Annotated in this window: 14 protein-coding genes; 1 reads left to right on the forward strand and 13 read right to left on the reverse strand. The window is 67.1% G+C overall.

The genetic code is table 11. From position 1 onward, the window contains the following. Positions 1-44 precede the first annotated feature (44 nt). A complete protein-coding gene (locus I4U41_RS09660) occupies positions 45-752 on the reverse strand; it encodes a hypothetical protein (RefSeq protein ID WP_206860927.1) in 708 nt (235 codons plus the stop codon). Positions 753-1036: 284 nt separating this feature from the next. Here I4U41_RS09660 and I4U41_RS09665 point away from each other — a divergent pair, with 284 nt between their 5' ends. After that, a complete protein-coding gene (locus tag I4U41_RS09665; RefSeq protein ID WP_206860928.1) occupies positions 1037-1669 on the forward strand; it encodes a DUF4136 domain-containing protein in 633 nt (210 codons plus the stop codon). Between the two features lie 6 nt (positions 1670-1675). Here I4U41_RS09665 and I4U41_RS09670 read toward each other — a convergent pair whose 3' ends face one another. The 12 genes from I4U41_RS09670 to I4U41_RS09725 form a co-directional block, all read right to left on the reverse strand. After that, positions 1676-1963 carry a hypothetical protein gene (locus I4U41_RS09670; protein WP_206860929.1) on the reverse strand — a complete coding sequence of 96 codons (288 nt, stop codon included), beginning with the start codon at positions 1961-1963 and terminating at the stop codon, positions 1676-1678. Positions 1964-2031: 68 nt separating this feature from the next. Beyond that, positions 2032-3207, reverse strand: a complete 1176-nt coding sequence (locus tag I4U41_RS09675) for a glycoside hydrolase family 18 protein (protein ID WP_206860930.1) — start codon at positions 3205-3207, stop codon at positions 2032-2034. 152 nt (positions 3208-3359) lie between these two features. Further along, on the reverse strand, positions 3360-4460 hold the full coding sequence (locus tag I4U41_RS09680; RefSeq protein WP_206860931.1) for a Gfo/Idh/MocA family protein: 1101 nt from the start codon (positions 4458-4460) through the stop codon (positions 3360-3362). A 51-nt stretch (positions 4461-4511) separates the two neighbouring features. Beyond that, positions 4512-5432, reverse strand: a complete 921-nt coding sequence (locus I4U41_RS09685; protein ID WP_206860932.1) for a M14 family metallopeptidase — start codon at positions 5430-5432, stop codon at positions 4512-4514. A gap of 221 nt (positions 5433-5653) precedes the next feature. Next, on the reverse strand, positions 5654-5914 hold the full coding sequence (locus I4U41_RS09690) for a hypothetical protein (protein WP_206860933.1): 261 nt from the start codon (positions 5912-5914) through the stop codon (positions 5654-5656). 304 nt (positions 5915-6218) lie between these two features. Then, a complete protein-coding gene (locus I4U41_RS09695; RefSeq protein ID WP_206860934.1) occupies positions 6219-6776 on the reverse strand; it encodes a DUF3228 family protein in 558 nt (185 codons plus the stop codon). 71 nt (positions 6777-6847) lie between these two features. Next, positions 6848-7213, reverse strand: coding sequence for a VOC family protein (locus I4U41_RS09700; protein ID WP_206860935.1), 366 nt, complete (start codon positions 7211-7213; stop codon positions 6848-6850). A gap of 144 nt (positions 7214-7357) precedes the next feature. Further along, positions 7358-7837 (reverse strand): VOC family protein, encoded by a 480-nt coding sequence (locus I4U41_RS09705; RefSeq protein WP_206860936.1) that lies wholly within the window; start codon positions 7835-7837, stop codon positions 7358-7360. A gap of 248 nt (positions 7838-8085) precedes the next feature. Then, positions 8086-9234 (reverse strand): SDR family oxidoreductase, encoded by a 1149-nt coding sequence (locus I4U41_RS09710; protein ID WP_206860937.1) that lies wholly within the window; start codon positions 9232-9234, stop codon positions 8086-8088. Positions 9235-9921: 687 nt separating this feature from the next. After that, a complete protein-coding gene (locus I4U41_RS09715; protein ID WP_206860938.1) occupies positions 9922-10371 on the reverse strand; it encodes a hypothetical protein in 450 nt (149 codons plus the stop codon). 198 nt (positions 10372-10569) lie between these two features. Further along, the gene (locus I4U41_RS09720) at positions 10570-10803 is read right to left on the reverse strand and encodes a DUF2188 domain-containing protein (protein ID WP_206860939.1); all 234 of its coding nucleotides are present in this window, start codon (positions 10801-10803) and stop codon (positions 10570-10572) included. 234 nt (positions 10804-11037) lie between these two features. Next, positions 11038-11388, reverse strand: a complete 351-nt coding sequence (locus I4U41_RS09725; RefSeq protein ID WP_206860940.1) for a hypothetical protein — start codon at positions 11386-11388, stop codon at positions 11038-11040. Positions 11389-11437: the final 49 nt, after the last annotated feature.

Below are 11437 nucleotides of genomic sequence, written 5' to 3' on the forward strand. Positions count from 1 at the left end.
TCCCGACCTTCGCCGGGACGACGGTAGAGGTAAACAGCGTCCGGCTAACGCCCCTCCTGCCCCGCCTCGTCGCTCAACCCCGCGCCCAATCCCATCCCGACGCCGCCCGCGGCAAGCCCGCCTCCCATTCCGCCGCCGCCCATTCCGCCACCACGGCCGCCCTGCTTCCCTTCCTCGCGCCCGCCCTCGCCCTTCCCCTTGGAACCGGACGAAGGCCGGCTCGGCCCCTGCCTCGGAATCTCGAGGTTGCGCGGCACCGGCTCCAGGTCGAGCACGCCGCGGATGAAATCGCGCAGCGACACCACGAGTTCCGCCGTATGCACGGGCCGCCCCGCGGCGAGCTCCGACGCCGCACGTGCGGCCAGCCTCACCTGTTCGTCCGTGCCGAGCAGCAGGATGTCCGACAGCGCGCCCTCCACCGCGTCGCGGATGCGGCGCGAGCGGTCGGAACTCGGCCACGCCAACTCCGCGCTGCCCGGTTCGATACCCGCGGCTTCGCCGTCGCGGCGTTGCAGGTCGCGCAGGTGGGTGGGATCGACGGCGAGGTTGCCGGTGAACGAGCCGCCGAGCGTCTTGTACGCCGCGATGAGCGTGCGCAGGCGTTCGTTGATCTGCCGGTTCTCGCGCTCGCGTCGCGCCTGCACGGTCTGCATCACGATCAGCCGGATGCCCACCCCGATCAGCGTGATCACCGCCAGCCCGATCAGCGTCGAGAGCACGGCCTGCCAGGAACTGAAATCCAGATTGCGCATGGAACCTCCTTCACGGATGCGGGGAACGTAACGCATCGGCCGCGGGGGTGTTGTCGATCCAGCCCTCTCGCACCGGCGACCGAAGGGCGTGCAGAGCCGAGAGGGGTTGGGGTGAGGGTCGTCGGGGCGAGCAGTGCAGTGATGTGCCGATGCTTCCATTGGCGATACGGCGCCGCGCACGTCCCCTCCATCCTCGCTGCAAGCGCGGCAGCGAGCCCGCAACCTCACACCACCCTAATGCGCCCGCAACCACAGTGGCGCCACCCTCCGGCCAAGGACGCACCATGAGAACGCCCGCCTTCGCGCTCGTTGTCGGCACGCTGCTCGCCACGCTCATGCCCGCCGCCGTCGCCCAGTCGCGCAAGCAGCCGGTCGCGCAGGTGGACGTGTCGAAAGGCGCCACCTCCCTGCCCGGCCCGACCTACGCCTGGGTGCCGATGCCGGCACGGCTGGAAGCGGAACTCGACCAGCGCGCACAGGATCCCGCCTTCCGCACGCGACTTCAGGCCTCGCTCGACAAGGCGCTGCAGGCCAAGGGCTATCGCCGCATCGAGGACGTGCGCAAGGCCGACCTCGCCGTCGCCTATCGCGTCGGCGTGCGCGACGTGCAGCAGACCAGCGTCACCGAGCGCGCCACGCAGGGCGGCAGCCTGCGCGAGAGCGCGGTCGAATGCGGGCCCGGCGGCTGTTCGCAGATCGTCAGCCAGGGCGCGGGCGGCGTGCCCACGTTCAAGGTACACACGGTCGATACCGTCGAAGGCGGGTTGCAGGTCGAGGTGATCCAGCCGTCGGACATCCGCGTGCTGTGGCGCGCGCTCTATCGCGGCTCGATGAAGGCGAAGGACACCGGCCACGTGAACCTCGACGCGATCGCCACGCAGACGCTCGCCTCGCTTCCGCGCGCGCCTGCCGAGTAGCGCCGGTCACTCGCCGGCGGCGTCCTTCTCGTTCTGGGTGGCCTTCTCCACGATCTCCTCGTAGAGCTGCGCCAGCTGCGCGCCGAGCTTGTGGAACTCGGGATTGCGCGCGACGAAATGCTGCCCATCCTGCGCGTCCTCCAGCGATTCCTTCATGAAGGCGATGTCGGCATCGGTCATGCGCTCGCCGGCATCGACGCGCTCCTTCAGCGCCATCGCGCGCGGCAGCCGGAACTTCAACAGGCGATCGAGCAGTGCCTGCAACGTCGCCGTATCGTCGGTCGGTCCTGACATGGGTGGCCGCCTCGCGCGGGAGGCGGCCATTGTGCGCCCGCGCGGGGGCGCACGGCTTCACATGCGATTCACCGCGTGGCGCCCGGCGCGAACGGCGCCGCCATCGCCTTCAGCAGGCTGCGCTGGTCGTCGTCGCCGGTGAGTTCCCACATGAAGACGCCCCGCAGGCCGCGCTCCTTCGCCAGCTGCGCGCGCAGCGCGATGGACCTGGGATCCTCGTAGCTCACGAACACGCGCTCGTCGGCGTTGAACAGGTACGGCGTCTGCGCGACGGGATGCCAGTGCTGCGTCCACTTGCCGTCCTTCAGCAGTTTCGACTGGATGTCGCGCCAGTCGCCGGCGGCATACGGTTCGCGGTAGCGCTGGTACAGGCCGTCGTTGGCGGCACTGTCCACGCGGAAGCCGCGACCGTAGAACGGCACGCCCAGCACGAGCTTGTCGGCGGGCACGCCGTGTTCCAGGTAGAAATCCACCGCGCCTTCGACGTTGTTGGTGCGGCGCAGCTCCGGCGCCAGCGGATCGTCGGCGACCTCGCGCAGCGGCGCGTTGAACGTGGACACGGTGGAGAACGCGGTGCCCATGTCGTAGGTCATCAGATTGATGAAATCGAGCGTTTCGCCCAGCGCGGCCAGATCGAAACTGCGCGCCGGATCGTACGGCCCCGCCGACTGCATGCGGCCCGCCGGCAACGCCGCGGTGAGCAGGTACGCCTGCCCGCGCGCCTTCGCCTTCGCGTCGAGCTGGCGGCGGAATTCCTTCGCCAGCAGCGTCATGTTCGCGCGATCCTCGGGCCGCGCCGGGAGGTGCTTCGGACCGCCGTACACCGGGAATTCCCAATCGATGTCCACGCCGTCGAAACTGCCGCGATGCGTGTCGAAGAACATCGCCACGCACGAGGACACCAGGCGCTTGCGGCTTTCGTCGGTCAGCGCGGCATCGGAGAAACCGCCGGCTTCCCAGCCTCCTATCGAGATCAGCGTGCGCAGTTCCGGGTGCTGCTGCTTCAGTCGCGCCAAGGCCTTGAAGTGCGCCGGCGCGTCGTTCGCCACGACGCAGCGGCCGTCCTCGATGCGCGCGAAGGCGTAGAACAGGTGCGTGACGGTGTCGGCGGGGATGTTCGACACGGGATAGCGTTCGAAGGAACCGCCGGGGTAGTACGCGCCGACGATGGGCTCGGCGGCGATCGCCGGCGCGGTGAGTGCGGAAAGGACGATGGCGACGGCGGCCAGGCGCTGGCGGAGCATGCGGACGTCTCTTGGCTGGGGTGCGGGACACGATAACCGGAAGCGGTGGAAGTGGAGCTCGAGCTCGCTGGTGGTTTTAGCTCGCTCTCTCTCTGGCGTGAGCCCCTCTGCCCTCCCATGCATTCGCGGGGGAGGAACCTTCAATTCCCCCACTAGGCCAACGAAACAGCCCTACCCGTCCTTGCCGACTCATAAATCGCCTGCATGATCCGCACATCGCGCAGCCCCTCCTCGCCCGGCACCTTCGTCGGCCGGTTCTCCAGGATGCACCGCGCGAAGTCGTCCATTTCCGCAGCGAACAGGTCGATCTCGGGAAACCGGATCTCCTTGCCATCGCTGCGCCGGCCATGATTGCCGTCGTAGAAGAACGCCGGGTCCAGTTCGAACCACCCGCGTTCGGCGTTCACGCGCAGGTTCTGGATGCGCCCGGCCTTGTAGCTGGTGCTGCAGTACGCGACCACGCCGCTGGGGAATCTCGTCGTCCACGCGATGGTTTCGTCCACCTCGGCGAACTTCACCGGATCGGTCTTCGTCTCGATCGCCGACACCAGCACCGGCTCCTCGCCGGTCAGATAGCGCGTGGCCTGCAGCGCATAGATGCCCACGTCCATGAGCGCGCCGCCGCCTGCGAGCGCGCGCTTGAGCCGCCATTGCCCCGGATCGCCCACGTCGATCGCGAATCCCGCCTGCACGATGGTCGGCTTGCCGAACACTTCCTCGCGCACCAGGCGGATGCATTCCAGGTGATGCGGGTCGTACTGGCATCGGTACGCGGTGCCGAGCAGCCGGCGCGCATCGCGGCAGGCATCGATCATCGCCTGGCAGCGTTCGACCGAAATCTCCAGCGGCTTCTCGCAGAACACGTGTTTGCCGGCGCGCGCGGCGGCGATCGTGTGATCGGCGTGCAGCGCGTTCGGCGTCACGACGTAGACGATGTCGATGTCCGGGTTGTCGGCCATGCGATGCAGGGTGTCGTACGAGTACACACCGCCATCGGGAATGCCGTACTTCGCCTGCCACGCCGCGGCTTTCGCCGGCGTTCCGGTGACGATGCCCGCGAGCCGGCAGTGCTTCGTCTTCATCAGCGCGGGCGCGATCTGATGCTCGCTCAACCGCCCCAGCCCGCAGACCGCCACGCCGAGCTTTCGCGATTGCCGGGACTTCTCGCGCGTGGCGGCCGTGCTGATGAACGGCGCGGCGGCCAGTGCGATGGCGGTCTCGGCGAGGAACCTGCGGCGGTGCTCGTTGGGCATGGCGGCGTCTCGAAGGAAGCGTTCGGTCGCGGGATGCAGCGGTTTCCAGGCTCAGCCGTGCGCCAGCGCGTACTCCAGCGCGGCGCACACGGCGGCGGCCTGCGCGGCGTTGCACTGTTCGGGCGTCGCGCGCGGGCTGTCGGGATACACCTCGGTCGTGGTCTTGTAGCGCGCGTCGGTGATACCCGCGCACAGGCCGAGCTTGCGCAGCGGATATTCGATGACGCCATGCGCGACCACCGGCGAGCCGATGATGCGGCCCTGTGCGTCCGCCGGCGCGATGTGCGTGACCTTCGCGACGGCTTCGATCACCGCCTGCTGGAACGTCGGCTGCGGATGCTCGCTGTCGCCGACGAGGTAGAACCCATCCGGCACGCCGTCGGCTTCGAACGGCTTGCCGTCGCGTGCGGCAAGCGCGGGACGGAATTCGGTTTCGTCCGTGTCGGTGGTCTCGTGCAGGTCGATGTGCAGCAGCACGCGATCGCGCACCGGCTCGACCAGGCGCATGAGCGCGGCGGATTCCTGCGCGGGGCTGTTCTCGCGGAAGGAGCGGTTCGGATCGATCGCATCGGGATTCCAGCGATGGATGCGCTCGTACGCCCACGGGCTGACGCACGGCGCGACCAGCAGGTTCACGCGCCCGGCGAAATCGGCCGCATGCTCGCGCACGAATTGCAGCGCGCCGTGCACGCCGCTGGTCTCGTACCCGTGCACGCCGCCGGTGACCAGCGCGACGGGCAGGTCGTCGTTCCAGTCGCGGCTGCGGATCGCCAGCAACGGGAAGCGCTCATCGCCATATTCGAGGCGTCCGTATTCGACCACGTCGAACCGCGAGCGCAGCGCTTCGATCGCGCCCACCACTTCGTCCGCATAACTGCGATGGCGCACCTGCCGCGAAAGCCACTGCGCCCGTTCCGCCGCGCCCCAGGGCGTTCCGGGCGTGCCGATGGGATACGGGGCGGTGTCGTTCATGATGCGGGCTCGTGCGTTGCAGGAAGCGCGACTCTAGCATCGCCCCGCATGCGAGGGCCCGGATGCGATCACGTTGCGCCGATCACGCCGTGGACTTCACCGGGGCTCGCACCGTCCGCTGTCTCCCGCGCGGCATCTGCGGTCCGCATGACGGAACGCCCGCCATCACGGCGGGCGTTTCGGCCATCGCATCGGGCGACTTGTCGCCCATGACCCGCGCATCACCGCGCGTCGGGCACCTCGCACGACCAGATCGAACTGGCGATCCACTGGTTCGCGCGGGTGAGGTGGTTGTAGACCTCCTCGATCGGCTCGCCGCCCTGCGCGGTGCATTGCGCCACCGCGTCGGCGCGCGCGGCTTCCAGCGCGATGCCGGGGTCGTAGCTGATCCCGGTGCCGCTCACGTGCGTGATGGCGGCCAGCGCCGTGCCCGATGCGAACAGCGCGAGCGCCATCGCGATGCCGCTGAACGTCTTGCTCATGCTCGATCTCCTGCGTTCGTGGTGAACGCAGGCATTCGAAGCAGGCGGCGATGTTTCATCGGTGAAGATGCGGTAAGCGATGCGTAAAACGCGGACGTGGATGTCGTGCAGCGTGACGCGCGTCGCAACGGTGCCTTGCGCCCTTGTAGCCCTTGTAGCCCTTGTAGCCCTTGTAGCCCTTGTAGCCCTTGTAGCCCTTGTAGCCCTTGTAGCCCGGGTAAGGCCGCAGGCCGCACCCGGGATGACGCGCCGCCGACCGTCCCGGGCGCGCTTCGCTTACCCGGGCTACAAGAGCGCTGGCGGATTACCCCCGCCAGTTCGCATGCGTCCGCCAGAACTCCACGCTGCGCAGATACGCCTCGCGATCCAGCGGCACGCCGGAACCGCCCTCTTCCACGCCCAGCGCGTTGCGCATGATGGTGATCGGCGCCATCGGCGTTTCCACCGGCTCGGCCGTGTACATGCAGCCCACCACGCCCCAGTCCGCGTCGATGCGCGTGCCTTCCTTCGCCAGCTGCTCGCGGCTGTAGAGGATGACGATGAGGTAGTTCGCCACCGGCGGTTCCAGCCCTTCGAACCAGCGCACCAGCACCGGCAGTTCGTCGCGCGTGCGCGCGTCGTAATCGGAGCGCAGCAGGTGGCGGTTCTGCTCGGTGATCGGCACCGCCAGGCATTTCGTCGACGTCCAGTTGCGATGCACGTGCAGCTTGCAGAACGGCGCGTAGCCTTCGAGCACCTCCAGCGGCGGTACCTCATTGAGATGCCGCTCGAACGCCTCCGGCGTGCAGTCCTGGATGGTGTTGCGGCGCGGCTCGCGCGGGAACAGGCGTGGGCGGGCGAATTCGGTGAGGACGATGGACATGGGTGCGCGTGGCAGAAACCGGGTGCGCAAGCGTACCGGCCGTCGGCCTCGGCGTCGCGGGCTGCAGCGGTTCAGCGACCTGCGTACTCGAACAACTCCACGGCGTTTCCGGAGGGGTCTTCGAGCAGGATCTGACGCCCGGCCCCGGCCTCCGCCACCTCGCCACGGAAGCGCGCGCCCGCTTTGCGGAGCCGGTCGATCATGCCGTCCAGGTCCCCGGTCACGACCATGAACCGGCTCCATCCGCCAGGCCGTGGATCTCCACCGGCTTTCCCTGCGCTGCCGGCTCCCGGCGCATTGAGGAACAGATGCAGATCCTCACGCACCAGTTCGGCGAATTTGCCCGGGTTGTGCTTTTCGACCGAAAAGCCGAGCAGATCCCGATAGAAGTCGACGCAGCGGTCGATCTCGTCGGCGATGTACCTGACCGATGCCATGCATCACCTCCATGCCCGCATCCGGGCACGAGCCAACGAGCGAATGCTATTGGACTCGCGGCGCAGGCAACGTGAGGGCCTGCGTGTGGCGGGACTCCGGTGAAGATGGACGACAGAAGGCGGCGAACGCAGGCGACCGGCGAGTCAGCCCCTCACCGCGCGTTCAATCGTCGCAACGTCGATCTTCGTCATCGTCATCATCGCGTCGAACGCGCGCTTGGCTGCCGCGCGGTCGGGATTGGTGAACGCGGCGATGAGGGCGCGCGGCGTGATCTGCCAGGACAGGCCCCACTTGTCCTTGCACCAGCCGCAGGCGCTTTCCTGGCCGCCGTTGCCGACGATGGCGTTCCACAGGCGATCCGTTTCCTCCTGGTCGTCGGTCGCGACCTGGAACGAGAACGCCTCGTCATGCTTGAACGCCGGCCCGCCATTCAGGCCGATGCAGGGAATGCCCATGACCGTGAACTCCACGGTGAGCACATCACCCTGCTTGCCGTCCGGATAGTCGCCCGGCGCGTGATGCACCGCGGTGACTGCGGTGTCGGGAAAGGTGTTCGCGTAGAACGTCGCAGCGTCCAGCGCGGTGCCGTCGTACCACAGACACACCGTGTTCTTGCTGACCATCTCGGTTCTCCTTGAGCCAGTGGTGATGGGCGGGCCGCATCGTCTTCCGGCCTGCCGCGAGCTTGCGCCACGCGCGGCGCGAGGACTATGCACGATCGGGCATGAAGGGGCCACTCATGCAGGATCGGCTGGACCCGCCCCGCGCAGAGCCACAACGCCGCCGTCGGCACGACCGCGATCAAGCCGGGCTTTTGTAGCCCGGGTAAGGGCAAAGCCCGCACCCGGGTCGCCCCTTCCGCGTCACCCGCCTACGCACCCTGCTGTGCATGCCACGCCTTCAGCAGTTCGGCTTCCTTCTCGCGCGTGATGCCCGCGCGCAGTTGGGCCTGCCGTTCGGCGGGCTGGCTGCGGAACCAGGCCATCAGCTCCGTCACGGTGGTTTCCAGCGGGCGACAGGTGAGCCCCGCCTTGATGGCCCGCGCATTGCTGACCGCGCCATACCCCGCGAATTCGCCGTTCTTGCGTGACACCCAGATCGGCAGTTCGGCCACCTTCTGTGCTTCGAGGAACTCGGGCGTGACATGCGTATACGTCGGCTTGCCGCCGGTGGCCTTCTGGCAGACGCGCAGCATCTCGTCCATCGTCATCGGCGTTTCCGGGCCGACGGCATTGAAGGTGCCGATCGTGCCCGCTTCCGCCAACCGGATCATCCATTCGCCCAGGTCGCGGCCGTCGATGATCTGCACGGGGTCGAGACCGTCGCCAGGCACCAGCATTTCGCCGCCCTGCGCGACGCGGTGCGGCCAATACGTGAAGCGATCGGTCTCATCGCGCGGGCCCACGATGTAACCCGGACGCACGATGGTCACGCGCTCGCCGAACTGCTTGCGCGCCTCGGCCTCGCTCAGCGCCTTCAGCGGGCCGTAGAGGTTTTCGATGTCGGCGCGCAGCGATTCCTGCGTTTCGGCCATCGCATCCTTGCCCTTGTAGACGGCCAGCGGCGCGTTCTCGTCGATGCCCGGTCTGCTGCCGTCGGCATACACCGAAATGGTCGAGATGAAGAGGTAATGCCCCACGTTACCGGCCAGTACCTTGCCGGCGTCGCGCACCCAGAACGGCAGGCTGGTCGGGTTGTCGAGGCACACGTCCCACTTGCGGCCCTGCAGCGATTTCAGATCGCCCGTGTTGCGATCGCCGAACAACTGCTCCACCTCGCCCGGCCATTCCGGCGACGGCTTCTTGCCGCGATTGAACAGCGTGACCTTGTGCCCGCGCGCCAGTGCGTAGTTCACCTGGAACGGTCCGGTGAACCCGGTGCCGCCGAGGATGAGGATGTTGAGCGGCTTCTTCGCCCGGCCGACGGGCTTTGCCTTCTCGTCGGCGAACGCGAACGACGGCAGCGTCGCGGCAGCGGCGGCGAGCGCGCTGAACTTGAGCAGGTCACGGCGGGTGGTCATCGGGACGTCTCCATGCAGGGCGGGCGGACCGTCCAACGCCCTGCCCCTCGCCTGGCGTCTTCCTGATCCAAACGGGGCCACTCTAGAGGCGCGCGCCGGGTGGGCGGGAATGTCGATAGTCACGGCCGCCGCGGTTGTAGCCCGGGTAAGGGCGAAGCCCGCAGCCGGGTGCACTCAACGTCGATGCTTGCGGGAAGGCCAACCCGGGTGCGCTTCGCCTACCCGGGCTACAAACTGGCTGAAAGTCACCGCCCTTTTTGCCCGGGTAAGGGCGAAGCCCGCACCCGGGATGCGCCGAGCGATAAGGCGGCGGCGACGTTGACCCGGGTGCGCTTCGCTTACCCGGGCTACAAACGCCGAGTGGCTACTCAAGCGCCGGCGCGGGGATGTCTGGAACCGCATCCATCTCGAAGTGCGGTCCACGAGGACCGCTGGATCGCGGGTTGCAGGTGGGAAGCGGTGGCGGCTGGAGGGGTGGAAAACTGGACGTCGGCAGCCGGTCGAGATACTCGTACCACGCCTTCTGATACTCAAGGTGCGTCTTCAGGCACGCTTCCTTCCCCGTCAGCTGACTGCGTCCCGCCAGTGCCTGGAGGTTCCGTTGCGTAGCATCGCGCTTCGATTCCGATCGCGAATGGTCGGCCGCGGCGCACGCAGGATCATTACCCGCTCCGATACGAAAGTTCCCTACGTATACGTCATCTTGCTGAAACGCCCGGACAGTTCGCGCCGCAGCGCTTCCAGTCCCTGATTGCGGCCGGCCACCTTGAGCAGTGCGTAGCCTTCCAGTGCCAGCGACATCACATCGCTGCCCAGCGCGACCTCAGAGTCATCCGCACGCTCGGCCAGCTTGCGCAGGCGGTTCAGGCGCGGACGCAGGCGGTCGAGCGTTTGCAGATCGACCAGCGCCTCGGCCAGCCCGATGCTGGCCGGCACCACCTGCGGGTTGTCGGTCAGCACGCTGAGCGTCTGCCGACAGAACTGCTCCGACTTCGGCCCCATGCGGCTGAGGCCTTTGCGCGCGTCGGGGTCCAGCGCGATCAGGCCGGTGAGCGCGGCTTCCAGCGAGGACAGCGCCTGGTCCACGGCGGCCAGTTGTTCATCGGAAAGCGTGAGGGAAATGAGGTTCTGCGACATGGTGGATTCCAAAAGTTCGCCCGGATCGGGCGATTGAATCGTCATCGCCCGACTCCTTCCGTCGCCGTCAGCGAAGAACGCGTGGAGGGGTACGGAAATTCCGAGTCGGGGGTGAAAAAGTCGGGTTGAGATGCGCGCAAAGAAAAGGCCCGCCGAAGCGGGCCTTTGATTCGAACCGTAGTGGCGCGGAACACCGGGTTACGGCTTGGCGTCCTTCGGCGGGTTTGGGTCGTTCCCGTAGCTGTTGCTGCCCTGGATCTTCCCGTCCCTGCCGTGCTCCACGACTTCCACCTTGTCGCGGCGGCCCATGTCGCGGGCCTCGTGCATCGCCGCTTCCTTGGTCGAGTGGAGCGAGCTGGCGCGCTCGCCGCCTTCCCGCTGGACCGCCCAGCCGCCCGCGTGCGGAACCACGTGGATGTCCTTCTTGGTCATACCTGCCTCCTTGTCATGCCTACGGACCGTCCGTAGGTCACCCGCAGGATCGCGCAGATGTGTCTCAAGTAGTGCGTTTGTGGGGTGCTGCGGTATCAGAAGAAGTCGGGGGCGCGGGGCGGCGATCAGGTGGAGGCGAACAGGGGCGGTTTGTTCAAGCCCCGCGTCTGGCAGTGGGCACGTCTGCTGTCGATGGGTTTCGCTTTGCTCAACCCATCCTACGCGCTGATTCGCTCAGAAAGGGATGTCATCGTCTTCGCGCCTTAACACAGATTGGCGAACCGACTCAGGTAACGGAAGATTGCAGACAATGAATAGATTGAGGATGTCATCACGATCCATAAACATCACTTGGCTCCTTTTGGACGCATCAAGCTTTCCGCCCAACCAGTTTCTCGCCTGCTTAGTAATCACCCCTCCCGCCACGATGAAAGCATGATCGACAAGCACGCGCCTGCTTGTCTCGGGATCGAACACCTCGTGCCCCAGCATCATCAAAGCTTGGTTAGACCTGTACTCAAAATGCTCGGCGTCGCCGATGACCATCTCGGCCAGCTCTCGCAGGTTTCGGCTCTTGAACTTCATCCTCACACCCTAAAGAGAAACGCCGAGCAGACCTCCGTCACACCCTGCA

The sequence above is a fragment of the Lysobacter changpingensis genome, from assembly GCF_017308985.1.
Lineage (GTDB): Bacteria > Pseudomonadota > Gammaproteobacteria > Xanthomonadales > Xanthomonadaceae > Lysobacter_J > Lysobacter_J changpingensis.